The organism is Allobosea sp. Tri-44, assembly GCF_004123845.1.
Taxonomy (GTDB): domain Bacteria; phylum Pseudomonadota; class Alphaproteobacteria; order Rhizobiales; family Beijerinckiaceae; genus Allobosea.
On the sequence record NZ_NBDP01000030.1, the window covers coordinates 991,214 to 1,017,192 of the forward strand.

General features: G+C 67.6%; 16 protein-coding genes and 1 tRNA gene. 10 read left to right on the top strand and 7 right to left on the bottom strand.

Annotation, left to right across the window (positions count from 1 at the left end; translation table 11 throughout):
* Positions 1 to 94: 94 nt before the first annotated feature.
* The 3 genes from B6S44_RS30105 to B6S44_RS21185 all read right to left on the bottom strand — a co-directional run bounded on the left by B6S44_RS30105 (position 95) and on the right by B6S44_RS21185 (position 2,450).
* Positions 95 to 715, bottom strand: a complete 621-nt coding sequence (locus tag B6S44_RS30105) for a TetR/AcrR family transcriptional regulator (protein ID WP_164985901.1) — start codon at positions 713 to 715, stop codon at positions 95 to 97.
* A 144-nt stretch (positions 716 to 859) separates the two neighbouring features.
* A complete protein-coding gene (locus B6S44_RS21180) occupies positions 860 to 2,047 on the bottom strand; it encodes an acyl-CoA dehydrogenase family protein (protein ID WP_248309676.1) in 1,188 nt (395 codons plus the stop codon).
* Between the two features lie 139 nt (positions 2,048 to 2,186).
* The gene (locus tag B6S44_RS21185) at positions 2,187 to 2,450 is read right to left on the bottom strand and encodes a hypothetical protein (RefSeq protein ID WP_129158823.1); all 264 of its coding nucleotides are present in this window, start codon (positions 2,448 to 2,450) and stop codon (positions 2,187 to 2,189) included.
* 256 nt (positions 2,451 to 2,706) lie between these two features.
* Here B6S44_RS21185 and B6S44_RS21190 point away from each other — a divergent pair, with 256 nt between their 5' ends.
* Positions 2,707 to 3,882: a hypothetical protein gene (locus tag B6S44_RS21190; protein WP_129158824.1), complete on the top strand. Its 1,176-nt coding sequence runs from the start codon at positions 2,707 to 2,709 to the stop codon at positions 3,880 to 3,882.
* Between the two features lie 159 nt (positions 3,883 to 4,041).
* Here B6S44_RS21190 and B6S44_RS21195 read toward each other — a convergent pair whose 3' ends face one another.
* Both B6S44_RS21195 and B6S44_RS21200 read right to left on the bottom strand, forming a co-directional pair.
* The gene (locus tag B6S44_RS21195; RefSeq protein WP_129158825.1) at positions 4,042 to 5,055 is read right to left on the bottom strand and encodes a TRAP transporter substrate-binding protein; all 1,014 of its coding nucleotides are present in this window, start codon (positions 5,053 to 5,055) and stop codon (positions 4,042 to 4,044) included.
* A gap of 292 nt (positions 5,056 to 5,347) precedes the next feature.
* Positions 5,348 to 7,246: a TRAP transporter large permease gene (locus B6S44_RS21200; protein WP_129158826.1), complete on the bottom strand. Its 1,899-nt coding sequence runs from the start codon at positions 7,244 to 7,246 to the stop codon at positions 5,348 to 5,350.
* A 190-nt stretch (positions 7,247 to 7,436) separates the two neighbouring features.
* Here B6S44_RS21200 and B6S44_RS21205 point away from each other — a divergent pair, with 190 nt between their 5' ends.
* The 3 genes from B6S44_RS21205 to B6S44_RS21215 are packed head-to-tail and all read left to right on the top strand — an operon-like array spanning position 7,437 to position 10,785.
* On the top strand, positions 7,437 to 8,294 hold the full coding sequence (locus tag B6S44_RS21205) for an IclR family transcriptional regulator (RefSeq protein ID WP_129158827.1): 858 nt from the start codon (positions 7,437 to 7,439) through the stop codon (positions 8,292 to 8,294).
* Positions 8,291 to 9,931 (top strand): acyl-CoA synthetase, encoded by a 1,641-nt coding sequence (locus tag B6S44_RS21210; RefSeq protein ID WP_129158828.1) that lies wholly within the window; start codon positions 8,291 to 8,293, stop codon positions 9,929 to 9,931. The genes B6S44_RS21205 and B6S44_RS21210 overlap by 4 nt, the downstream gene beginning before the upstream one ends.
* Positions 9,928 to 10,785, top strand: a complete 858-nt coding sequence (locus B6S44_RS21215) for a PCC domain-containing protein (RefSeq protein ID WP_129158829.1) — start codon at positions 9,928 to 9,930, stop codon at positions 10,783 to 10,785. Before B6S44_RS21210 ends, B6S44_RS21215 begins: the two co-directional genes overlap by 4 nt.
* Positions 10,786 to 10,797: 12 nt before the next feature.
* Here the strand turns inward: B6S44_RS21215 and B6S44_RS29445 are convergent, their stop codons facing one another.
* Positions 10,798 to 15,276 (bottom strand): autotransporter domain-containing protein, encoded by a 4,479-nt coding sequence (locus tag B6S44_RS29445; protein ID WP_164985902.1) that lies wholly within the window; start codon positions 15,274 to 15,276, stop codon positions 10,798 to 10,800.
* 1,179 nt (positions 15,277 to 16,455) lie between these two features.
* Between B6S44_RS29445 and bcsN the strand changes: the two genes are divergently transcribed.
* The 6 genes from bcsN to B6S44_RS21265 all read left to right on the top strand — a co-directional run bounded on the left by bcsN (position 16,456) and on the right by B6S44_RS21265 (position 25,597).
* Positions 16,456 to 17,346: a cellulose biosynthesis protein BcsN gene (gene bcsN, locus B6S44_RS21240; protein ID WP_164985903.1), complete on the top strand. Its 891-nt coding sequence runs from the start codon at positions 16,456 to 16,458 to the stop codon at positions 17,344 to 17,346.
* 24 nt (positions 17,347 to 17,370) lie between these two features.
* Positions 17,371 to 19,554, top strand: coding sequence for a UDP-forming cellulose synthase catalytic subunit (gene bcsA / locus B6S44_RS21245; protein ID WP_129158831.1), 2,184 nt, complete (start codon positions 17,371 to 17,373; stop codon positions 19,552 to 19,554).
* Complete coding sequence (locus tag B6S44_RS21250; protein ID WP_129158832.1) at positions 19,551 to 21,995, top strand: cellulose biosynthesis cyclic di-GMP-binding regulatory protein BcsB; 2,445 nt, start codon at positions 19,551 to 19,553, stop codon at positions 21,993 to 21,995. The genes bcsA and B6S44_RS21250 overlap by 4 nt, the downstream gene beginning before the upstream one ends.
* A complete protein-coding gene (locus B6S44_RS21255; protein WP_129158833.1) occupies positions 21,992 to 23,011 on the top strand; it encodes a family 8 glycosyl hydrolase in 1,020 nt (339 codons plus the stop codon). The genes B6S44_RS21250 and B6S44_RS21255 overlap by 4 nt, the downstream gene beginning before the upstream one ends.
* On the top strand, positions 23,002 to 25,185 hold the full coding sequence (locus tag B6S44_RS21260) for a hypothetical protein (RefSeq protein ID WP_129158834.1): 2,184 nt from the start codon (positions 23,002 to 23,004) through the stop codon (positions 25,183 to 25,185). Before B6S44_RS21255 ends, B6S44_RS21260 begins: the two co-directional genes overlap by 10 nt.
* Before the next feature lie 70 nt (positions 25,186 to 25,255).
* Positions 25,256 to 25,597 (top strand): hypothetical protein, encoded by a 342-nt coding sequence (locus B6S44_RS21265; protein ID WP_129158835.1) that lies wholly within the window; start codon positions 25,256 to 25,258, stop codon positions 25,595 to 25,597.
* 64 nt (positions 25,598 to 25,661) lie between these two features.
* Here the strand turns inward: B6S44_RS21265 and B6S44_RS21270 are convergent.
* A tRNA-Thr gene (locus tag B6S44_RS21270) sits at positions 25,662 to 25,737 on the bottom strand.
* Between the last annotated feature and the right edge of the window lie 242 nt (positions 25,738 to 25,979).

Below are 25,979 nucleotides of genomic sequence, written 5' to 3' on the forward strand. Positions count from 1 at the left end.
ACAGGCCGTCGCGCGTCATGCGCGTACCGTCACCCGGCGCTGGTCAAAGCGAGGTTAAGGTGAAATGGCCAGCTGTCTTGGCCAATAGTCTTGGCTAGCTGGCTTCGCCAGCCTTGACCGGCGCGACCAGAGCCGCGAGCTCATCGGCAAGCTGGGCGATGTCGAAGCGCCCCTCGCGGTACCAGTCGACCGAGCCGTTCATCGCCCCGAGCAGGAAGAGGCGCAGCCGCTCCGGCGCTGCCCCGACCGCCAGCGCGCCCGTGCCGGCGAGCTCCTCGATCAGCAAGCGCCAGACATCCTCATAGTCGCGGCGGATACGCCGGACGCTTTCCGGCGTCGGGTTCTCGCCGAAGCTGAAGACCTTGATGCTGGCGCAGGTGTAGTCGGAATGGCCGTGCAGCGCGGACAGATGCGCCGCGATCGCCGCTGCGAGCCGGCGGCGCGGATCGGCTTCACCGGCGGCGGCGAGCGCCGCCGCCACGGCCTCGTGGACGAAGCGGACCCCGTCGTTGACGACCGCCTCGACGATCTCCTCCTTCGAGGCGAAATGATGATAGAGGCTGGCCTTGCGGATGCCGACGGCTTCGGCGATCTCGCGCAGGCTCGTCTGGTGATAGCCATTGCTGCGCAGCAGACGCGCCGCATGGTCGAGGATCAGGCGGCGTGCGCCGCCCTTTAACCGCCCTCTTCCGGTCTTCGCATCAGCATCCATCATGCCGCCGTCATTCCGGACAAGCCGCGCGAGCGGCGCAGCTCCGGAATCCATCGAAGGGCGCAAGAGCTCTATGATGGATTCCGGCACTCCGCTTCGCTGCGGCCGGAATGACGGCGAAGGGGAGTTCCGTCACCGCAAACGTCCTCACAACCGCTTCGCCACCTCTTCGAGCATGACTTCGGTGGCGCCGCCGCCGATTGCCTGGACGCGGGCGTCACGGGCCATGCGCTCGATCGCGCTCTCGCGCATGAAGCCCATGCCGCCATGGAACTGGACGCAGGCATACATGACTTCGTTGACCAGCTCGCCGCAATAAGCCTTGACCATCGAGACCTCGCGCGTCGCGTCGAAGCCCCTGGCATCGAGCCAGGCAGCATGATGGACGAGCTGACGCCCGGCCTCGACTTTGCCTGCGAGCATGGCGAGCTTCTGCCGGATCGCCTGCTTGTCCCAGAGCGGCGCGCCGAAGGCCATGCGCGTGCGGACATAGTCGAGCGTCAGCTCGAGCGCGGCCTGCGCCTCGCCCATCGCCATGGCGCCGATCACGGTGCGCTCGTTCTGGAAGTTGCGCATGATCGCGTAGAAGCCGCGTCCCTCGCCACCGAGCAGGTTCTCGGCCGGAATCCGGCAATCCTCGAAGATCAGCTCGGCGGTGTCGGAGGAACGCCAGCCATGCTTGTCGAGGGCGCGGCCGACGCGGAAGCCCGGCGTGCCCTTCTCGACCAGGAACATCGACACCGCCTGCGAAGGCTTCGCCGACGGATCGGTCTTGGCGGCGACGCAGTAGAGATCGGCGTGGACGCCGTTGGTGATGAACATCTTAGCGCCGTTCAGTACATAGGAGTCGCCGTCGCGCCGGGCGGTGGTACGGATGCCTTTCACGTCGGAGCCGGCATCGGGTTCGGTGACGGCGATGGCGCAGATCACCTTGCCGGCGATGATGTCGGGCAGCCAGCGGTCGCGCTGCTCCTTGCTGCCGGCATTGAAGACATGGACCGAGGCCATGTCGGTGTGGACGAGGGCGGTGATGGCAAAGCCCGAGAAGGTCGAGCGGCCGAGCTCCTCGGCCAGCACCACGGTGGCGAGCGTATCGAGCTCGGAGCCGCCATATTCGGCCGGGTAGCGGATGCCGAGAAAGCCGAGCTCGCCCATGCGGCGCAGCACCTCGCGCGGCACCATGCCGGCCTCTTCCCAGGCGAGCCCGTGCGGCTTGACCTCGCTCGCGACGAAGCGGCGCAACTGGTCGCGCAGCGCCTCGTGTTCCTCGCTGAAATAGGGCGAACGGAGTGTCCCGCCGCCAGCCGCATCGAAATTGTCCATCGCCGCCAGCATGCTCCCATGTCTCCGCGATAGCTTACCCTACCGGTCGGCAGGTAGACAACTCTCGAATGCCGCGAAGAAGAGAGGAGCGGCGCTCGCTCCTCTCTTCCTCCGGACCGGTGTCATCGACCGGCCTGGCTCTCCTCGGGGCTCAGTTGCAGCCGCAGCCGTGCCCACCATTGCCGATGCCGATACCGCCGCGGCCGACGCTGACCCGGTTGCCGTTCAGGATGCCATTGCCGCTCAGCACCGAGACGTTGTTGAGCACCTTGACGTTCGAGACGGCAGTCGTGACGGACGCCACCGAGGCGAAGACACCGCCGAGAAGGCCGCCACCACGGCCACCCTTGCTTCCTGCGAAGGCGGGGGTGACGGAAAAGGCAGCGATCGAGGCAAGAACAATTGCGTACTTCATCTTTCTCTCCCTGCTCTCGCTCCGGGTGTCGAAGCGATATACACGTTATGGTTGTGTTTTACTTTGACTGCAATCTGAACGCATTGTTAACCATACTTGCTAGCCTTAACCGGGGAGCGCCCGAATACAGAAGCCAATATTATCTCGGCTAAAATGTATTACGCCAAATCTATTCTTGGAACTACGAACCACATCTTGATAGTATTAACTGGCCGTTAGGCATGATTACCTATCTTTGTCTGAGAGGGGTGATGTCATGCGTCCTGTCCGTACGGTATTCGTGCTTTGCTGCGCCTTGCTCTGCACCCTGCCGGCTACGGCCGGAGAGAAAGCGGAGGAGACCCTAGCCTCGACGGCCGTGGTCGGATTGCGCGGCGGCTTCGACTCCAGCCCGACCAACAGCAAGGGCGAGAAGGGCAGCCCGACGCTGACCGGCTTTGCGAGCTGGAACTATCTGCGCGGCACGGCGCAGGACGGCTACGGGCTCGACCTCCTGCTGGTCGACACCCAGTACGATCCACGCCAGCTCGCCGCCAGCCGGCTGCATACGCTGACGCTGAAGCACGCCACCGGGGTCGGCGAGAGGCTTACCCTGCAATCCTCGCTGGCGATCGAGAACGAGCAGACCTGGTCGCGCCGCCGCAGCAGCCTGACCTGGCGCGAGCGGCTCAATCTCAGCCTCGGCTCCATCAGGCTTTTTGCCAATGCCGAGGCGCGGCTCGCTGCGCTCAACGAGCGCAACGTCTTCGCCAGTGGCGATTTCCTGCCCCAGGACGAGAACCTCGCCACGCTCGGCATCACGCCGGGCATCGCCTGGCGCCAGGGTGAGACCGAGATCGGCGTCTCGTTCATGGCGTCACGCACCCGCTTCACCAACGGCACCGACTATCTCGGCCTGCGCCGAGACAACTACCGGCTGCAGCCCAACCTGTTCGTCTCGACCGCACTCAAGGGAGCGAGCTTCGAGGCCTCGCTCTCACCGCTGCAGATCATCTTCCCGGACAAGGAGTTCGAGAACGAGAAGAAGCTGCTCTATACAGCGAAGCTCCGCGTTCCCTATGAGTGGCTGACGCTCGACCTGTCATCGGGCCGCACCGTCGAGGACACCACCCTGCCCTTCGCCGTGATCAATCTCGTGACGCTGCACGAGGGCAAGCTCACCGCGCGCTTCAACGACACCAACGCGCTCTCGCTCACCGTCAGGCAGAAGCTGGAGGATTATCTCGGGCTCGACTCGACGACGCGGACCGCCAGCATCGGCATCGACTATGCGCGCGGCCTCGGCAACGGCATGACCGCAACCGCCTCGGCCGCCTGGCGCAAGACCAAGGATACCGGGCTGGAAGCGGTGCCGGCCTTCGTGGTCCAGCTCGGACTTCAGAAGCAGCTCGACTTCAGCGAGCCGGGCAAGGCGGTGAAGAAGGGTGGTTGATTTTTCCGCCGCCCGCCGTCGCTTGAGCACCGTCATTCCGGACAAGCTGCGGAGCAGCGCAGCTCCGGAATCCATCGAAGGGCGCTGAGCTCTACGATGGATTCCGGCACTCCGCTTCGCTGCGGCCGGAATGACGGTGGAGAGGGAGAAGCTACCCGCTCAAGCCAGCTTGCCGCCGACCGCCTTCTCCAGGATCGCCCAGGCCTCGTCGCCGTACTTGCCCTTCCACTCGCCGTAGAAGCCGGCCTTCTGCAGCGCGGCCCGGAATTCATCGGCCTTGGTCGGGTTGATGACCATGCCCTTCGAGGTCAGCTCGGCCTGCAGGCCGGCATTGAGCTTGGCGACGTCGGCCCGCTCGAGCAGGGCGGCGGCGTCGATGTTCTTGGCGACGATGGTCCGCAGGTCCTGCGGCAGCCGGTCCCAGGCGCGGCGATTGGCCAGGAACCAGAAGCCGTCCCACATATGGTTGGTGAGCGAGAGGTATTTCTGCACCTCGAACAGCTTCGCCGTCGCGATGATCGCGAGCGGGTTCTCCTGTCCGTCGACGATCTTGGTCTGCAGCGCCGTATAGACCTCGGCGAAGTTGATGCTGGCCGGGGCCGAGTCGAAGGCCTTGAACATCGAGGTCCAGAGCGGCGAGACCGGCACGCGGATCTTGAAGCCCTTGAGATCGGCCGGGCTGGTGATCGGGCCCTTGGATGAGGTCATCTGGCGGAAGCCGTTGTCCCAGATCTTGTCGAGGACATGCAGGTTCGCCTTGGCGATCTGGCCGCGGACATAAGTCCCGAGTTCGCCATCCATCGCCTTCCAGACGGAGTCATAGTCCGGGAAGGCAAAGCCGATGCCGCTGACCGAAGCGTTCGGCACGAGCGTCGACAGGATCAGCGGCGACAACGTGAAGAACTCGACGCCGCCGGAGCGGACCTGGTTCAGCATGTCGGTGTCGGAGCCGAGCTGGTTGTTCGGGAAGATCTGGATGACGACCCGGCCATTGGTCTCGGCCTTGATCTTCTCCATCGCCTCGGCGGCGCGCACGTTCAACGGATGCGCCAGCGGCAGGTTGTTGGCGTATTTGTAGGTGAATTCCGGCGTCTGGGCGCGGGCGACCTGGAAGGTCCCGATGGTGGCGGCGGCGGTGGCGCCCTGCAGGATCGTGCGGCGTGAGATCGACATGGTCTTTCCTCCCTGAAGGTTCTTCATTGGTCAGCGCGGCCTCGCTCGGACGCGCCAAGGCGTTTTGCTCATGCTGCGCGGCACATACCGCGTGGACAACTGATCGCGATGGTGGGCGGCCATGCCAAACCGGCATGTCCCAACTCAGCCCTCATCCTGAGGAGCCGCGAAGTGGCGTCTCGAAGGATGCTCCAAGAGGCTCCGGAACTGGCTGGAGCATCCTTCGAGACGCGCCTGCGGCGCTCCTCAGGATGAGGGCTCGCGGGAGAGGTCGAAGAACCGGCCCCACCCATCACAGGAACATCGTCGAGAAGGACGGGACGTAGGCGATGATGGCGAGGCCGGCGAGCAGTGCGAGCAGATAGGGCCAGATCGCGCCCATCGCCTCGTCCGGTTCGACATTGCCGATCTTGCAGGCGATGTAGAAGCCGATGCCGACCGGCGGCGTCATCAGGCCGATGTTCATCGCGGTGACGACCACCATCGAATAGTGGATGTCGTTGATGCCGAGGCTCTTGGCGATCGGGAACATCAAGGGCGCCATCAGGACGATCGCCGGCAGGCCCTCGAGCACGCAGCCGAGGATCATGAAGACAACGATCGTCACCGCCATGAAGCTGATCCAGCCGCCGGGCAGATGCGACATCGCGGTCGCAAGATCGCGGGCGAAGCCGGTCTGGGTCAGCGCCCAGGCCATGGCCGAGGCGGTGCCGAGGATCAGCAGGATGGCGCCCGAAAGCGCCGCGGTCTCGACCAGCATGCCGTAGAAGGTGCGCCAGCTGATGCCGCCATAGAGGACGATGCCGACGATCAGCGCGTAGAGCACGGCGATGGTCGAGACCTCGGTCGCGGTGGCGACGCCGCCGCCGACGGCGCTGCGGATCAGGAAGGGCAGGACGAGGGCCGGCGCCGCGACCAGCGCCGTCTTCCAGATCGTCGCGAAAGGCGCGCGGCGCACGCCCTTCAGCATCTCGCCCCGCGCCTTCCAGCGCGCCAATATGGCGAGCACGAGCAGCAGCACGGTCGCGACCACGAGGCCGTTGGTGAAGAGCCCGGCGATCGAGACACCGGCGACCGAGCCGAGCACGATCAGCACGATCGAGGGCGGCACGGTCTCAGCCATGGCGGCGCCAGTTGAGAGCAGCGCGATCAGTTCCTTGGGCTGGTAGCCGCGCCGCTTCATCTCCGGGAACAGTGCCGGCGCCACCGTCGCCATGTCGGAGACCTTGGAGCCGGAGATGCCCGAAACCAGGAAGAGCGAGCCGAGCAGCACATAGGACATGCCGGCGCGGACATGGCCGAGCATCGAGGCCAAGAAATCGACGATCGCCTTGCCCATACCGGTGGCATCGAGCACGCAGCCGAGCAGCACGAAGATCGGCACCGAGAGCAGGATCAGGCTCGACATGCCCTCGTCCATGCGCCCGATCATCACGAAGATCGGCACGCTGGTGCTGAAGGAGAGGAAGCAGAGCGCCCCCAGCCCGAAGCAGAAGGCGATCGGCACGCCGGCGACGAGGCAGAGAGCGACGACGCCGAGCAGAAATATGACGATGTTGACGTAGCCCAGCGTCTTGAACACCGGCGTGAGCAGGAAGAAGGCGGCCGCGACGACGCCGATCACCGCGGCCGAGATCAGGAGATCACGCAGCGTGCAGGTCTTGACCGCATAGGTCAGCACCAGCGCCAGCATGGCGATGATGCCGAAGGCGATGGCCGAGACGCGGTAGCTCGAGGGTATGTTGAGCGCCGCCGAGGTGACGTAGGATTCCTCGATGACATAGTCGATCGCCGGCCAGGTCATCACCGCCAGGAAGGTCGCGACCGCGAGCAGGCCGAAGGCATGGGCAAGGCCGCGCAGGCGCTCCGGCAGCATGCCGACGAAGAGTGTCAGGCGCAGGTGCTCGTTGCGGTCGATCGCGATGGCGGCGCCGAGCATGGCGAGCCAGAGGAAGCAGATCGAGGCGGCCTCGTCGATCCAGACCACCGGGATCGACAGGACATAGCGCGAGGTCACGCCGGCGAGCAGCAATGTGACGATGGCGACGAGCAGGGTCGCGGCGATCACCTCGAGCGGACGCACCAGCGCCGAGCCGACACGCTTCGGGGTATGGTCGAGGCTCTCCAGGACCGCGGCGACACCATCGCTGGCATGCGCGCCGGCGGCTGCGCTCGTGCGTGTTTCGGCCATAAGGGCCGCTCCTCCCATCCGCCCATCGCGTCGGCATCGCCGATCGCAAGGGTCCACATTATGGCGATTTAGCTCGCTCGTTCCGCCTGGAACATACACGGATCAGCCATTGTTGCAATCACTGGCGCGGCCATCTACACCTTTAAAGCAGGAGAGAGGTCCGCATCATGGACCCAATATGGCGGAGGACATGCAGCACGATTCCGTGCCGACGCCCGATCTGTCAGGCTCGCAGAGCGTCGACCGCGCTTTGCGACTGCTGGCGCTCGTCGGCCGCGAGACGGCATCCGGCCTGCCGCTCAGCGAGATCGTCGAGGACAGCGGGCTGAACAAGCCGACCGTCCGGCGCCTGCTGCTGGCGCTGATGCGGGCGGGCCTGGTCGAACAGGAAGCGCGGACGCGGCGCTACCATCTCGGCGAAGAGGCCTTCGTGCTCGGCCTGCTCTCGGGCCAACGCCACGGCCTGCTCGACCTCGCCATGCCGAGCCTGCGGGCGCTCTCCGACACGACGCAGGACACCAGCTTCTTCTCGATCCGGCGCGACCGCTTCGTCATCTGCCTGCATCGCGAGGAAGGTACCTGGCCGGTGCGCACCCATGCCTTGCAGGCCGGCGACCAGCACCCGCTCGGCGTCGGCGCCGGCTCGCTCGCCATGCTGGCGGCGCTACCGGACGACGAGATCGCGGGGATGATCGAGGCCAATCGCGCCGTCCTCGACGCGCGCTACCCGGCCTATTCGCCGACGCAGCTCAGGGCCGAGATCGACCTCACCCGGCGTCAGGGCTTCGCCCTCAATCCCGGCCACATCGTCGCCAGCTCCTGGGGCGTCGGCGTGCCCGTGCGTTATCCGGACGGGCGGGTCGCCGGCGCGCTCAGCATCGCCGCGATTGATTCACGTATGCAGCCGCAACGGCAGGAAGAGCTCGCCGCCCTGCTGCGCCACGAGGCGCGGCAGGTTGAGACGCGGATCGTCGCCCTGTTGGAGCGGCGCGTGAAGCCGGAGCAGCCCGCGCACAACGAAATCAGGACAGCGGAGACGACGCCATGACGACGAGCGCAGCAGGCGCCGGCCCGGCGGGTGGGCAAAAGCCCGTGACGACGCGGGTGATGAACCTCGCGCATTTCCTGACGCGCAATGCCCGCCGCTTCAGCGACCGGCCCGGGTTGATCTGGGGCGAGCGGCAATGGACGTGGAGTGAGCTCGACGCGGCCGCGCACGCGCTCTGCGCCGCCCTGGCGGCGCGCGGCATCGGCAAGGGCGACCGCATCCTCGTCCACTCGAAGAATTGCGACGAGATGTTCGTCTCGATGTTCGCCGCCTTCCGGCTCGGTGCCGTCTGGGTGCCGACCAATTTTAGGCTGATGCCGGACGAGGTCGCCTGGCTCGCGACGTCCTCGGGCGCCAAGGGCTTCCTCTGCCATGGCGACTTCCCCGATCATGCGCAGGCCGTCGCCAAGGAGAGCAAGGCGCTCGAGTTCACCTGGCGGATCGGTGCCGGCGCTTTCGGCGAGACGACGCTGACCGAGGCGATCGCCGCGCATAACGGCAGCCATATGCCGGACGCGGTCGTCGACCGCGACGATCCCTGCTGGTTCTTCTTCACCTCGGGCACCACCGGCCGCTCCAAGGCCGCGGTGCTGACCCATGGCCAGATGAGTTTCGTCGTCACCAACCACCTCGCCGACCTCGTGCCGGGCTCGACGGAAGCTGACGCTTCGCTCGTCGTCGCCCCGCTCTCGCACGGCGCCGGCGTGCATCAGCTCGTCCTCTCCGCCCGCGGCGCGCCGACGATCCTGCTGCCGACCGAGCGCTTCGACATCGACGAGGCCTTCCGGCTGATCGAAAAGCACCGGGTGACCAACATCTTCACCGTGCCGACCATCCTGAAGATGCTGGTCGAGCATCCGGCCGTCGACCTCCACGACCACTCCAGCCTGCGCCATGTCATCTATGCCGGCGCGCCGATGTATCGCGAGGACCAGAAGACGGCGCTGGCCAAGCTAGGCAAGGTGCTGGTGCAGTATTTCGGCCTCGGCGAGGTCACCGGCAACATCACGGTGCTGCCGACCTATCTGCACGAGGAAGAGGACGGGCCGCAGGCGCGCATCGGCAGCTGCGGCGTTGAGCGCACCGGCATCCAGGTCGCGATCCAGAACGATGCGGGCGAGGAGCTCAAGCCCTTCGAGACCGGCGAGATCTGCGTGATCGGCCCGGCCGTCTTCGCCGGCTATTACGAGAACCCGGAGGCCAACGCGAAATCCTTCCGCGACGGTTGGTTCCGTACCGGCGATCTCGGCCATATGGACGAGCAGGGCTTCGTCTACATCACCGGCCGCGCCTCGGACATGTACATCTCCGGCGGCTCGAACATCTATCCGCGCGAGATCGAGGAAAAGATCCTGACCCATCCGGCGATCGCCGAGGCCGCCGTGCTCGGCGTGCCCGATACGGTCTGGGGCGAGATCGGCGTCGCCGTCTGCGTCGCGCGTGGGCGCATCGATGAAAATGAGCTGGCAAACTATCTTGCCGAGAAGATCCCACGCTACAAGATGCCCAAGCGCTTCTTCTTCTTCGAGGAGTTGCCGAAATCCGGCTATGGCAAGGTGCCCAAGCGCCTCGTCCGCGACGAACTGGAGAAGCGCGGCCTGCTCGACTTCGTCCGTGCGCCGGGAGCCTCGGCGTGAGGACGATCCAGCAGCCGGGACCGGCCGAGGCCGAGCGGGTGCAGTGGGCCGAGGCGCGCGGCCGCAAGCTCACGCTTGAGCTGAAGCCCGGCCTGCTGCTCGACGCGATCGCCGAGGCCTTCGCCGCGCAGGGCTTCTCCAGCGGCGTGCTGCGGCTGCCGGCCGGGCTCACCCTCGCGCCCTTCGCCTATGTCATGCCGGCGCTGTCGGCGACGCCGGAGCATGCAGCCTTCTACAGCGAGACCTTCCGGCCGGAGGGCGTGACCCGGATCGAGGCGGGAGCGCTGACCTTCGGCGCGCGCGACGACGCTCCGTTCTTCCATGGCCATGCGCTCTGGCGCGAGGCCGACGGCACCCGCAATGGCGGTCATATCCTGCCGGACCAGAGCTTCCTGGCAGAACCGATCAGCGTCGATGCGGTCGGATTGGAGGGCGCCGGCTTCGTCGCCGGTCATGATCTGGAGACCAATTTCAAGCTATTCATGCCTGCGCAGCGGCCAAGTGGCGGTGCGGACGCCGGCGGCCGTTTCTTCGTGCTGCGACTACGGCCGAACCGCGATGTCTTCACTGCGCTGGAAGCGTTCTGCGCCGAGCGCGGCATCGCGCAGGCGATCATCCATGGCGGCGTCGGCTCGACCATCGGCGCGCGCTTTGCCGATGGCCGCTCGATCGAGCCCTTCGCCACCGAGATCGCGATCACCGCTGGCCATGTCGCGCCTGGCACTGACGGCAAGCCGGAAGCAGCGCTCGCCATCGCGCTGGTCGACTATACCGGCGGCATGGCGCAGGGCGCCCTCGCGCGCGGCGAGAACCCGGTCCTGATGACGCTTGAGCTGGTGCTGGAGGCGCAATAGCGCGCCTCCTCCTCAGAACTTCATCTCGACCCTGCCCTTGAGGGCGTGGTCGCGCGAGCGTTCGCCCACTGCTGCCGAGTAGGTCAGGCCGAGCGCGGTGGCGGACGAGATGCGCCAGTCGAGGCCGGCTTCGGCGACCAGCGCCTCGCGGTCGATCGGTGCGGCGAACACGCGGGCCGGGGTGGTTCCGAGGGCGAAGGCCGTGCTGGCCTGCGGGATGAGTTCGCCAAAGCCGTGACGCCAGCCGAGCATGGCGCGGGCGAAGAGCGGGGCAGAGCCGAGCTGCGCCTCGGCGCGCAGGCCGAGCGTGCTGAAGCCAAGCACCTGCTCGGAGGAGAGGAGGCGCAGCGCCGCAACGCCGCCCTGCTCGGTACCCGCATCCGTGCTGACCCGGATCAGAGCGAGCTGGGCGAAGGGCTCGAGTGCAAAGCCCTGGAAGGCGAAGCCATAGCCGAGCTCAGCGAAGCCCTGCGCCACTGCGCCGGGGCGCTGCAGCCGCAGACTGTCACCAAAACCACGGATCTGGACCTGGCGGCGGATGTCGCTCTCGGACCAGCTGTAGGCCAGGCCGGCGTCGAGCCTGAGATTGCCGAAACGCGCGCCGGCATAGAGGCCGGCATGTCCGCTATCGAGCTTGCCCGAGGAGCGCCGTGCGTCGAGGTCGAAGCGCGACTGGCTGTAGCCGCCGGCGACACCGACGCGCAGCGACGAGCCGGGGTTGTCATAGAACATCAGGTCGGCCCCGAGCAGGGCCCCGCCGCTGCGGCGGCTGAGGCTCGCGGCATTGCCATCGGCATCGCTGTTGCCGGCACCGCCAAAGGCCTCGCCCCAGAGGGTGTAGCGTGGCTGCGGGGCCGGGGCGCTCATCAGCACCGCACCCTTGCGGCCGGGCAGATCGGCGCTGAAGCTCGCCGCGACCTGGCCCGCCGGAGCGGTCAGCAGCGGCCCGCGCAGGCGCGACAGGATGGTCTCGCGCACCAGCCGGCTCTCGTCGATCATCACGCTGACCGCCTGCGCATGCGCCTCGCCGGAGAGCAGATCGAAACCGGCGCGGGCTTCCGCCGCCGTGCCCGAGAGCAGCGCGTCGTAGACCGGGTTGCCGACGCCGAGCCGCTCGGCGGCATTGGCGATGAAGCCCTGATTGCGCGTCGCGGCGACATAGGGGCGCTGCGACCCGCCCGGGCTCCCGCCGCCGCCCGAGCTGCCGCCACCGGATGTATCGCCGCCGTCGCCCGGGCCGAAGCTGGTGTCGTTGCGCGTCATGGTCAGCGTGACATTCTGGCTGTCATAGCCGAGGGACGGCGTCAGGAAGGCGAGGTTCGAGGTGACCGCGGCGAAGCGGCCGCTGACCCCGCCCGCGGCGGTCAGGATGGTGTAGTTCGTCGCCGCGGCGTAGTTGCCGGCCTCCGCCAGCACCGCGACTGTGCCGCCCGACAGCGTCGCCATGCCGGTAGCGACGATCCTGTCGCTCTGGCCGGCGGCGTTGATCTCGACCTGATAGATCGAGCCACTCGCGAACGAGACATTGCCAGAAACGTTGAGCGTGCCGATCGAGTTGCCGGGCGCGACCGTGCCACTGGCATTCGCGACGATGCCGCCGACCGTGCCCGTGCCGGCAAGCTCCGCGCCGCCATTGACCGTCGCCACTGAGTTCGCGACCAAGCCGTTGACCACGAGCTTGCCGGCGTCGACCGTGGTCGCGCCGCTATAGCTGCTCGTCCCCGTCAGCGTGAATGTCCCGGTGCCGATCTTGGTCAGGCCGCCACTGCCGGTGATCGAGCCCGAGAAGGTCGTCGAGCTGTTGTCGGAGCCGGTGGCCAGTAGGCCTGCGCCCAGGGTGACCGTGCCGCCGCCCGCAAGCGAGCCGATCGCCTGATCGAAGCCGGCAAGGCCGAGCGTCGCGCCGGCCGCGACCGTAAAAGCCGAGTTGGACGAGAACGCGCCCGCCCGCCCGGCCCGCAGCGTGCCGCCCGAAACCGTCGTCGTGCCGGTATAACTGTGGGTGTTGGTCAGGACGAGCGTGCCGGCCCCAGCCTTCGAGAGCGAGCCCGTGCCCGAGAAGGACTGCGTCACCGTGAAGGTGTTGCCCGCCGCCGCGATGTCGAAGCCGCCGCCGTTGGCGCCGAAAACGATGTTGCGCGCCGTCTGGTTGAAGGCCGTGCCGGTCACCCGCAGCACGCCGCCGTTCAGTGTCAGCGCGCCGGAGACATCGCCCAGATTGGCCTCCGATGACACGCTCAGCGTGCCGCCCGCCAGCGTCGTGCCGCCGGTATAGCTATTGGTACCGGTCAGGGTCAGCACGCCGGAGCCGCGCTTGGTCAGCGTGCCGGCGCCGGAGATATCGTAGGCCAGCGTCGAAGTGTCGGTGAAGTCGGCGACGATGGCGCCGTCGTTGACGATCGCTCCCGCCGTGATGGTCAGCCGACCGGCCGTGCCGCCATTGCCGAGGTTGAGCGTGCCGAGCGTGTCGATCTGGAGGTCGCCCGCGGTGATCCGGAGTTCGCCGCCCTCGGCGAGGGTGACGGACGTCGGCTCCGTCGAGCCGGGACCGATGGCGAAGGTGTTGGGGATGGTCCAGAGCGAGCCCGCGCCGGTCACCAGCGCGCTGGCACTGCCGCCGAAATCGGCCTGGACCGCGGCGCCGAGGGTGACGGTCAGCCTCGCGCCGCCCGAGATGATCAGCGAAGCGTTGCTCGCCAGACCCTGCAGCAGGAATATGTCGGTCGTGACCGAGGAACCGACCCCATCGATGCGCAGATTGGAGAAGACGACGAGGCCCGAGCCGGGATTGGCGGTGGCGAGCGTGCCGCCTTGGTCGACGACGACCGTTCCGCCGTTGATCTCGATATTGTCGCCGAAGGTCAGCGAGCCGCCGCGGATGATGAACTGGCCGGTGTCGCAGGCGCAGATCGAGAAGCCGCCGCCGAGCGTGCCGGTGCCGGTATAGATCTGCGTGCCCGCGCCGGTGAAAGCGAGCGAGCCATTGCCGGAAAGGCTGCCGGCAAAGGTCGCGGTCCGGCTGGTCGCGCCGGTGACCAGCGTCGCGCCATTGCCAATCTCGACGGCGCCGGCGCCCGAGAGCGAGCCGGTGGTCGCGAAGATGCCGGGCACGTCGCTGACCTCGAGCACGGCGCCGGCAGCGATCGTATAGTCGGAATTGGCCGAGAACGCCGTATCGGAGCTCGCGACCAGCCGGCCGGCCTGGACCAGCGTGGCGCCCCTATAGTCGCTGGTGCCCTGGATCGCGAGCGTGCCGGCGCCGGTCTTGGTCAGCCCGCCATCGCCGGTGATGGTGCCGGCGCTGGTTACGAACAGCGAGCGGCCGGCATCGGTCTCGACCGTGCCACCGCCGGCGTTCAGTGTCACCGTGCGGGCCGTGGTGACGTTGCCGGCGACCTGCAGCGTGCCGCCATCCAGCGTCAGCCCGCCCGAAGCGGCGCCGAGATTGGCGTCAGCCGCGATCGAGAGCTTGCCGGCGTTGATCGTGGTGCCGCCGGTATAGGTGTTGACGCCGGAGAGCACGACCGTGCCGGCCCCGGTCTTGATCACCGCGCCGGCGCCGCCGATCACATTGGCGACGGTGACGTCGGTCGGCTGGGCAAAAGTCAGCGTGCCGCCCCCGACCGTGATCTCGCCGGTGATGCCGGAGCTGGCGTTGCCGAAGGTGAGCGAGTTATCGCCACCGGTGAGCACGATCGCAGAATTGCGGAGCCCGCCGCCGGAGAGCCCGCCGGCAATCGTGCCGTTATTGGTGATGTGCAGATTGGAGCCGACGATGCCGAAGCCGCCGAGGCCAGCAGTGCCCGAACCAGCGAACACGCCGCCCGTGCCCGCCGCGCCGCCATCACCGCCCTGGACCGTGCCGGTGACGACGAGCGTGGTCGGCAAGGTGCCATTGGTGAAGAGCAGGCCGATGCCGCCGGAGCCGCCGGAACCGCCCTGGTCGAAAACGCTGCTTCCGCCAGCCCCGCCATTGCCGCCGGTGACGGCGCCTGTGATCGTACCCGCCGTCCCGGCGCCGGTGACGACCGCGCCATAGCCGCCGGCGCCGCCGCCGCCGCCGCCGCTGGCGCCGGTGCCATTGTTCCCGGCGCCGCCATTGCTGCCGGTGCTGACGCCAGCCGGCAGACCGGCGCCGACCGAGCCGTGAACGCCGCCCGTGCCGCCCTCGCCGAGACCGGGGTTTCCGCTAACGTTAAAGCCCCCGGCGCCACCTGTGACGGCACCAGCGCCGCCGCCGCCGCCGCCGCCGAAAGTGGGGGTACCGTTGCTTCCGGCGCCGCCAGCGCCTGTCGGGTCGTCGATCCCGCCTGCGCCGCCCGTGCCGTCTCCGCCGCCGCCATTGCCGCCGCTTCCGCCATTGGCGACCGCCGGCGGGGCCAGCGCCAGAGCGAGCAAGACGAGAATCGAGGTAGCCGCGAGCAGGGCGCGAAGATGCCTGACGACGGGTCGCGGGCCTAGCGAACACGCGCCATCGAGCGAGACCGCCATAGGCCGCATCAGCGCATGGAAAAGCGCAGGCCACGCCCCTTGCGCCGGCGAGACGCACTCCGCCGTCGGCCGCATCGGGCTCGCCTGCATTCTTCGTCTGGCTGACACTGTCCCACCCCGGCCGTGGCGGTACTTTACGTTAGGGCGCAGCCGGCGCAATGAACCGCCGTTCACATTCGATTAACGCTTCAACATGTGGCAAGGAGGACACAGTTGGCAGTGGCCTGCCACCTCCCCTCCTGGAAGGAGGTGCGCGGGAGGGGGCCAGGAGCCTGACTCTGGCCGTGCGGTCAGCACTCCGCACAACTGGTCATGGGAGGCCATCCCCTGCCCTGTCCGCGCCCTACCCGTCATGGCCGGGCTTGTCCCGACCATCCATGTCTTCTTTGGTGAAGCACCGTGTTCAAGACGTGGATGCTCGCCACAAGGGCGAGCATGTCGGCGGCGGCAGCGGGGACAACTCGCCAATCAATCCCCGCCCCTGAAACCTGCCGTATGCTTATCCCGTCCCGCCCGACCAAGGGGGCTGTCGCGAGGCATCGTGCGGCCGGGCGGGAGAGCGGTGTCCGTCTTGAACAGCCGTCGCGGGCTGGAATGGCGGAGGGGTCTCGTCCGGGCGAAGCCGGGTCTTGCCCGACCTGAAGGCGCGGCGAGGCACCTTAAAGAGAACCGCGTGCGGGGTTCGGGAGTGGCGAGCATCGCTGCTTCGACATCTCGACATCGACATTCGACACAGCGGCGGAACGCTGCCGCAACCGGACCCCGCGCACCCCTTGGGCTTGCGCTCGCCTTTTAAACCCTCGCGGCGCAAGCCGGCGGGGATTTCGGCGCGGGCATCAGGCTATCGCTCGACCAGACAGCCTTCGCAACCGCCTGGTATTTAGAGCGAATTCAGTCACCCCTGAAAGATGCACGATAATAGCCGCCACGTTCCGAGGCTCGTCGATCGATTGGACACGGCCTCGCCCAGCCAAATCCACTCCAAAAATGGCCATTGCAACGCACAATCGGTTGGAAGGCCGGCGCGAATCACCTGTATTGGCGGCAAGGTACTCGGCCGATGCGCTCCCCAGGCCGCCTGCGCACGGGAGTAACGACTCGTTAACCAATGTTAATCGATGGTCAATGCATGACGGCGCGCAACAAACGCTTCCTGCGACAATGACGATTCATCGGCGAGTGACGATCGCGGGTCTCGCGATCCCGCCAGCGCAGAAGGCAGCACTCCTGTGGGTCGCCGCCACGGCACTGATCGCGGCGGGTTGTGGCGAGCAGCGGCTCTCCGACGCCGAACTGAGCTTCTCGACCCGCGCCATCGCAGTCGATCCCAGCCGGGCGCTGATCGTCTTGCCGCCCGGCGGCCCGCCCGCGATCGGTGTCACGCAGCGCAGCTACGAAAACGCGGTTTCGCAGACGATCTCGCTGGCGACGCGCGGCCGGACACCCGGCGAGAACACGATCCAGGTCGCCTTCTTCACCGCGGCCGACCTGCCGGACAGCACCGGCGTCGAGGGCAACCTGCTCAAGCTGCCGGGAATCGACGATTTCGCCGTCGCGCAGGACATGGAAGAACGCCTGCCGGGCGTCGCCATGGCCCCCTCGGCCGTCTTCGTCCAGAACAGATACGGCCCGTTCGGCTATGCCTTCGGCCGCGGCGCCGGTGGCGAGGCCTGCCTCTACGCGTGGCAGCGCATCGCCGAGGGCGACAGCGTCTTCCGGCCCAAATCGGGCGCAGTCTCGGTTCGCCTGCGCGTGTGCGATCCGGCGGCGACGGAAGCGGCGCTGCTACGTCTCGCTTATGACTACTCGCTCAACGCCTCGCTGCGGCGGAGCGGTTGGGGACCGATCGGGGACGCACCGGCGCCAGCGCCGGGACTCGGCAAGGCCGGCGCGCCGATCTACCCGCTGCCGCAGGTTTCGACAGCAGAAGCGCCCGCGCCCCGGCGGGCTGCGCGGCCGCGACCGGCGCGGGCTTCGCAGACCGAAGCCGACCGAACCCATGATTCTCAGCCAATCCCGGACAGGCCGCTGGAGGGATACCCGACCGTTCCGCCGCCACCGGCGCCCTGAGGCAACGAAGCGTCAGACGAATCGATGCGAACCGCGAGCTACGTCATCTTCTGGGCCATCGCGACCGCTGTGGTCGTCGCGCTCATCACGCTGCCGATCAGCCTGCAGGCGCATCTGATCGCCGGGACGATAGTCGTCGGAGCGATGATCCTGCTGAAGTTCCTGCGTCCCTACGGGGTCTGGCGCCTGATCGCGCTCGGCCTCGGGACGGCGATGGTGCTGCGCTATGTCTACTGGCGCACGACGAGCACGCTGCCGCCGGTCAACCAGCTCGAGGACTTCATTCCCGGCCTGATCCTCTATCTGGCCGAGCTCTACAATATCGGCATGCTGTTCCTCAGCCTGTTCGTCGTGGCGATGCCGCTGCCGCGACGCAAGACGCCGCCGCCGCTTCCTGCGGATGCCCCCGCCGTCGATGTCTTCGTGCCCACCTACAACGAGGAGCCGGAGCTGCTGGCGACGACGCTCTCGGCAGCGCTCGCCATGGACTATCCGGCCGGCCGCCTGACGGTCTACCTGCTCGACGACGGCGGCACCGATGAGAAATGCAACGCCGACAATTTCGTCGCCGCCAGTGCGGCGCGTGAGCGTCGCGCGGCGCTGCAGACGCTTTGCGAGGGGCTCGGCGTCACCTATCTGACGCGCGAGCGCAATGTCAGCGCCAAGGCCGGCAACCTCAACAACGGCCTCGCCAACTCCAGCGGCGAGCTCATCGTCGTCTTCGACGCCGACCATGCGCCGGCGCGCAGCTTCCTGACCGAGACGATCGGCTATTTCGCCGAGGATCCGAAGCTGTTCCTGGTCCAGACGCCGCACTTCTTCATCAATCCCGACCCGCTGGAGCGCAACCTCAAGACCTTCAAGGCGATGCCGTCGGAGAACGAGATGTTCTACGGCATCATCCAGCGCGGCCTCGACAAGTGGAACGCCTCGTTCTTCTGCGGCTCTGCCGCGGTGCTGCGCCGCGCGGCGCTGCAGACGACCAGCGGCTTCTCCGGCCGCAGCATCACCGAGGATGCGGAGACCGCAATCACGCTGCACGCCACCGGCTGGAACAGCGTCTATGTCGACAAGCCGCTGATCGCGGGGCTGCAGCCGGCGACCTTTACGAGCTTCATCGGCCAGCGCTCGCGCTGGGCGCAGGGCATGATGCAGATCCTGATCTACCATCGTCCGATGCTGAAGAGCGGCCTCTCTTTGCCGCAGCGCCTGTGCTACTCGTCCTCGGCCCTGTTCTGGCTGTTCCCGTTCGTGCGCCTGACCTTCCTGGTCGCGCCGCTCTGTTATCTCTTCTTCGGATTGGAGATCTTCACGGCCTCCGGCGCCGAGTTCATCGCCTATGTGTTCAGCTACATGGCGGTGAACCTGATGATGCAGAACTATCTCTATGGCCGCTATCGCTGGCCGTGGATTTCCGAGCTCTACGAATTCATCCAGTCGGTCTACCTGTTGCCGGCGGTGATCTCGGTCATCCTCAATCCCGGCAAGCCGACCTTCAAGGTCACCGCCAAGAGCGAAGAGCTGGGGACACGGCGTGTCTCCGAGCTCGGCCTGCCCTTCTTCATCATCTTCGCCGTGCTGGCGCTCGGTGTCGTCGCCACCTATTGGCGCACTATCACCCAGCCCTACAATGCCGACACCACGCTCGTGGTCGGCTTGTGGAACATCCTCAACCTGCTGATGGCGGGCTGCGCCCTCGGCGTGGCCTCGGAGCGGCCGGAAGGGCGCGGCGCCCGGCGTTTTCCGGTGAAGCGCCGCGGCGAGATCAGCATCGACGGCCGGACGGCGCCGATCGTCACCGAGAACGTCTCCGTCGACGGCGTCGCCATTCGGGTGTTGTCCAAAGGCTTCGACAAGCTGGCGGTGGGCAGCACGGGCGAGATCGCCTTCGAGACGTCGGTCGCGATGCCACCCGGTGCACTGCCCGTGCGCGTCGCCCGCCTGGCTTCGGACGAGAAGGGCCTGGTGCTCGGCTGCCGCTACGAGCCGAGCGAGCCGCTGCACAGCCGGATCATCGCCGACCTCGCCTTTTCCGATGCCAAGATCTGGAGCGATTTCCAGAAGGCGCGCCGCCAGAACATGGGCGTCGTCTACGGCACCTTGCGCTTCCTGCGTCTCGCCGTGTTCCAGACCAGCCGCGGCCTGTCCTATTTCTTCGGCCTCGCCCGCTTTTCCCGCTCCAATCCTGCGCGGAGAGCGGCGGAATGAGAACGCGCCTCCTGCCCATCCTTGCCGCGGCAGCGATTCTCCCGATCGGGGGCTCCGGATTGGGCGCTCAGGATGCCCAGCCGCCGCAGGAGCCGGCGCCGTTCATGATTGCGCCACCGGCCCAGCAGCCGGCCGCCCCTCGCCCACCGGAACCGCCACGAGCCGCCGCGCCCGCGCCGGCCACGCCCGCTATCCCCACCAGCTTCGCCTTCAAACCGCTGCTGCCGGCGGCTCGCGTCACGCTCGAAGGCGAGAGTGATACGCGCAGCTGGGCCTTCTACCTGACGCAGGACGAGGCGAGCGCCGATCTCAATCTCGACATCGCCTTCCAGAACGCGCTGGTCGTGATGCCCGAGGCCTCGCGGCTGACGGTCCGCATCAATGGCGAGCGCATCATGGAGGCGCCGATTGCCTCCTCCGATCGCCTGAAGCGAACCTCGACCGCGATCCGCAAGGGGCTGCTCAGACCCGGTCAGAACACGATCCGCTTCGAGGCCGTGCAGCGCCACCGCACCGACTGCACGATCACCTCCACCTATGAATTGTGGACGCGCATCGACGGTGCGGGCACCAGGCTGTCCTTCAGGAACCCGGCAACACAGCAATCGCGCCTGCGCGGCATCGACGACCTGCCGGCCGTCGGCGCCGACGAGAGCGGGCAGACGACGATCCATATCGTCGCGCCCGGCGCCACGCGCGCTATTGCCGCGAGCAGCATCCTCGCCGTCGCGCAGGGCATCGCACTGCGTGGCCGCTACAGCCAGGCTGCGGTGCGGGTCTCCGAGCGGCTGCCGGAGCGCATCCGTCCCGGCGTGCTGACCGTGTTGCTCGGCACGAGCAAGGAATTGCGCGATCTCATCGGCGCGTTGCCCGCCGAGGCGGGAGCCGGCAGCTTCCTCGGCTTCGTCGCGAATCCTAAACTGGGGCCCGCTGCCCTCCTCGTCACCGGGGAGACCTGGCCGGATCTCGAGGCGATCATCGCCAGGCTCCTGACCGGGCCCGTGTCGAGGCCGACCAACATCAACCGCAAGACGATGGGCACGGCGAGCTGGCATGTTCCGGACGCGCCGTTCATCTCGGGCAAGCAGGCGCTGCGCTTCTCCGAGCTCGGCGTCCCCACCCAGGAATCCTCGGGTCGGCGCCTGCGCGTGCGCGCCGTCGTCGCCATGCCCGGAGATTTCTATGCCAACGCCTATGGCGAGGCGACGCTCTATCTCGACGGCGCTTACTCGGACGAGGTCCTTCCCGGTTCCGGTCACATCGAAATCTTCGTCAACGGCAATGTCGCGGCGACGGTGCCGCTCAATACGACAAGTGGCGGGCTCTTCCAGCAAACCCCGATCACCGTGCCGCTCCGCCACTTCCGGCCGGGGATCAACGAGATCTGGTTCGAGGCGGTCATGCCGACGCGGTCCGACCTCGCCTGCGGGCCGGGCGCGACCCTGCCCGGAAAGAATCGCTTCGCCTTGTTCGACACCACGACGCTGACGTTCCCGGATTTCGCCAAGATCGGCGTCAGCCCGAATCTCGCGGCGGTGGCGGGCACCGGTTTTCCTTATTCGATCGCTTCGCATGTGGCGCTGATCATCGGCCGGCAGGACCTGCCCAATCTCGGCGCCGCCGCCACATTACTCGCCCGGCTGGCCCAGCGTGCCGACCGACCGCTTCCGATCGACATCCTCGGCAGCGCCGCGACCGTCGGCAACCGTCCCGCCTTGATCGTCGGCGCCGCTGGCCAGCTGCCCACCGGGCTGCTGCCGCGCGTCGGCATCGCCGACAATATCCGCAACACCTGGCCACAGCGCGCGGACGCGGTCGTCGTCGTGCCGGAAACCGAAGGCACGGCCGTGTTCGACGCGGTGATCAACCGCTTCCAGGGCCGGCAGACCACGCCGGAGGATTCGGGCGGCGGCGCGCCGACGACGGAGGCGGTCCGCGACCGCTGGCGCGGCTCGCTCGGCGGGCCGCTCGCCCGCTACTTCATCGGCTTCGACCAGTGGCTGCAGCGGACCTTCGACCTTTCCTTCGCGCAACTGCGCACGCCTTCGCGCGCGCCTTCGCTCTACGAGCCGGCGGAAGGAGCCGAACTGATCGCCGCCCAAGGGGCCGACCCCGATACGCGGCAGGTCTGGACCGCCTTCGTCGTGCGCCAGGAGGAGGCGCTGGAGCGGGCGGCGGACAGGCTCGTCACCCCCGGCAACTGGGCCGGCATGGCCGGCAAGGTCACGGCTTTCCGCAGCGGCCAGGACAATCACGTCATCTCGGCGGACAGCACCTCCTTCGTCATGACCCGGCCGTTCAGCCTGGCCAATATGCGCCTGGTCTTCGCCAACTGGATGTCGAGCAATATCGGTGTCTATGCGCTGACACTGCTCGCAGCCTGCATCGGCCTCGGCATCGGGACCTTCCTGATGCTCGGCCGGTTGGGAAGGCGCTCATGAAACGGCTCCGCGCAGCTTTGGCAGCAACCCTGCTTTGCCTGGCTCCCGGCGCACAGGCCGCCCTGCCGGCCGGCGCCTGGGAACTCTACCGCCAGAAGTTCGTCACCGCCGAGGGTCGCGTCGTCGACGACGCCAATGGTGGCATCAGCCATAGCGAGAGCCAGGGCTACGGCCTGCTGCTGGCCTGCCTCGCCGGCGATCGCGGCAGCTTCGCCAGCATCCTCTCCTTCACCCGGACCGAACTCCTGATCCGCGATGACGGCCTCGCCGCCTGGCGCTGGGACCCGAAGGCCAGCCCGCGCGTCACCGACATCAACAATGCCAGCGACGGCGACCTGCTGATCATCGAGGCTCTCGCCTGCGCCGGCACGCGCTGGTCGATGCCGGCCTACACCACCGCGGCCCGCCAGATCGCTCGGTCACTGGCCAGGGTCGCACTGCTGAAGCGCGGCAGCGAAATCTGGCTGATGCCTGCGGCGAAGGGTTTTTCAGAGCAGGAGCGGGCGGACGGCCCGGTGATCAACCCATCCTACTGGGTATTCGAGAGCTTCCCTCTCCTCGCCAAGCTCACCGGCGACCAGGCCTGGATGCAGGTGCAGGCCAGCGGGCTGAAGCTCCTCGACGACCTCGCCAGGCGAAAGACACCGGCCGCCGACTGGCTCTCGCTCAAGGGCGAGCCGAAGCCGGCAGACGGCTTCCCGCCGCAGTTCGGCTACAACGCGCTGCGCATCCCACTCTACCTCCTGCGGGCGGGCCTTGCCGACAGGCAGCGCCTCGAGCCGTTCCGTCAGGCCTGGGCCAACGGCACCGCCGTGATCGACGTGCCGACCGGCAAGCCTGCCGAGCCGCTGCCGGATGCCGGCTATCGCATCCTGGCCGCGGCAATCGCCTGCGCGCTCGACCGCACCCCCGTTCCAGCCGAGCTCAAGACCTTCCAGCCGACGGCCTATTATCCGTCAACGCTGCATCTGCTCGCCCTCTCGATGCTGAGCGAGAGGTATCCGCAATGCATGTGAAATCCGTGCTGATCGCGGTCGCGGCCTCGAGCGCCGCCTTCTACGGGCTGGGCCGCTACGGCCATGAGCTGACATGGCGGGACGCACCGTCGCCCGCCGTCCAGCAGGCACTGGCCCAGACAGAGACGCAGCCCGATTCGACGCAAGCGGCCGGACCTGCAGCCGGGCAGACCGAGACCGAATTGGCCCAGGCCCCGGCTGGACGGCCAGGCTCGCCGGCAGCGCCACAGGGACAGAAGGTCGACGAGACGGCCCTGCGCTATTTCGCGACGCAGGGTGACACCCGCCGCTACGAGGCGGAGCTCGCCCGGCTGCGCGCCCTCTATCCCGAGTGGAAGCCGCCAACCGACCTGACCTCGCCGCAGCCGACCGGCGACCCCGAACTGGAGCGGATCTGGCGGCTGTTCGCCGAGGGCAAGTATGGCGAAGCGCGCGCCGCGATCGGCCAGCGCAGCAGCGCCGATCCAAGCTGGCAGGCGCCGGCCGATCTGATCGCCCAGCTCGACCGGGCCGAGGCCGGCCAGCGCCTGGCCAATGCGTCCAATGCCAGGCAATGGGAGCAGGTCATCCGCATCGGCACCGAGACGCCGGCGCTCCTGACCTGCGCCAATGTCGACGCGCTCTGGCGCGTGGCCGAGGCCTTCGTCCAGACCGGCGCGCCGGAGCGGGCCCGCGACGCCTATGCCTATGTCCTGACCAACTGCACCAACCCGGCCGAGCGGGTCGGCACCATGCAGAAGGCGCTCGCCAGCCTGCCGGAAGCACTGGTCAGTCCGTTGCTGGCGCAGGAGCGCCAGAGCGAATTCTCGGGCATCCGCGACGAGATCGCGCGGCGGCATGTCGGCAAGGCCGCCGAAGACCCGACCCTGACCGCAACGCCCGAGGAGATCCGGCGCATCGAGGTGCTCGCCAACGCCGCGACGACGCCGGACGACCCGATCCTGCTTGGCTTCTACAGCTTCCGCCACAACGAGCCGGCCAAGGCCTTGACCTGGTTCCAGATGGCGCTGGCGCGCAATGGCGGCGCCAAGGCCGCGGAAGGAGCCGTGCTCGCTCTGGGCGCGCTGCAGAAATACCAGGAGGCGGAAACCCTCGGCGCGCAATGGCTCGAAGCCGGCCCGGCCAACCGGAAGGCCTATCTCGACGTCGCGACCGCGCTGATCGCCCAGGAACCGGCGCCGCGGCTCGAACGCGCCGTGATCGAGCGCATCGCCAAAACGGTGGGCGTCGACCGCTATGCTCCCGGCGGAGCCGCGCTCGGCTGGTACGCCTATAATTCCGGGCAGATTGCGCCGGCCGAGACCTGGTTCGAGACCGCGCTCTCCTGGGATCGCGGCTACGAGCCGGCCGCTTACGGGCTCGCTCTGGTGCATCAGCGCCTGCGCGACCAGGCCGGTTTGCGCACCATCATCGCCGAATGGCGCAGCCGTTCGCCCCGCATCGCGGACCTGCTGAACCCGGCGCGTGGGCGCACCCCAACCACAGTGCGAGAAATCCGGCCCCTGCCCGAGACGAGCCCGACGGCCCGCATGGTTCCGGCGCCCGAGCCCGTCGAGCGGGCACCGCGTCGTGTCACCCGCACCGAGCCTGCGCCGCCATCCAGTTATGAAGACGATATCCCCGCCGCGATAGCGACGCGCCGCGCCGCACCCGAGCGCCCGCGCAACGGTTCCTGCGGCACCGGCATCAGCGGACCAGCCGCGCTCCAGCGCGGCTGGTGCCTGCTCAACCTGAAGCGGCCGGCCGCTGCGGCGGAGGCGTTCGATGCCGCCCAGCGCGGCGGCAACCCCCGGACCGCGGCCGATGCAGCTGCGGGCAAGGCCTATGCGAAGCTGCAACAGGGGCTGACAGCGGAAGCCGGCGTTGCGGCAGCGAGCGCGGCATTGCCGCCAGCCCGCCGCAAGGAACTCCAGACCCTGCTCCTGTCCGAGCGCTTCTACGCCCAGTACGACGCCAAGGACTTCAATGGCGCGCTGATCACGCTGGGTGAACGGTCGCGCTACGCCTCCGAAACGACCGATCTGATGCAGATGCGCGGCTGGAGCTACTTCAACCTCGGCCGCTATGACGACGCCGCCCAGATATTCCAGGCGCTCTACCGGGCCAATGGCTCGCCGCAGGCGATGTCCGGCCTGACCGCGATCCGGAACAAGACCCAGCGCAACCGAGATTAGCGCCCGATCGGCGAAGACGTCGGAAAACGGCACAAAGCGGCTTAGTCGACCCACGCCGAGAGTGAAGCAAATGCGCCTTGCAGTCCTTGCCACCATCATCGCCGTCATGACCACGGCTGCGACCGCAGCGGAGCGCCTACCGTCCTTCCCAAAAGGCACGAGCTATCAGGAGGCGCGGCAGAGCCTGATCGGCCTCGGCTATGAGCCGGTCACGCTTCCCGGCGCCGACAAGTGCTATGCTGGCGACGAACGCTGCCAGGGGCGCCCCGAAATGTCGTCCTGCTCCGGGACGGGCCTCGCCTATTGCAACTTCACCTGGCGCTCCAGGCGCGACATGCTGATCGAGATCACCACGATCGGCGAAGGGATCAACAAGGTTCACGCCATCCGCTGCCGAGCGAACTGCAACTAGCGCCAGCGGAACGGTCGCTCCTTGCGGGAGCGCGGGCTGACATAGCGATGTCCGGGAAGGCAAGTGGTGCCGCAAGAGGGATTCGAACCCCCGACCCCCTCATTACGAATGAGGTGCTCTACCAGCTGAGCTATTGCGGCGACGGGTGGGGCTGTATCAGCCCGACCCCATTTTGACAAGGCAGATGGAGGTCACAAGGCGCACGGAATTCGCACCGGCCTGTGGAATCCTGCGAGGCTCGAAGAGCCCCCCGCCCCTTGTAACTCTGATTTTGCCTCATCTGCTACACTGGCGGGTGCGGTGGCAGGCGGAAGACCGACGACCCTCAGGGACAGCAAGCCCGTGGGTGAGCCAGGGTCTTCGCCTGCCGATCCATCGACCC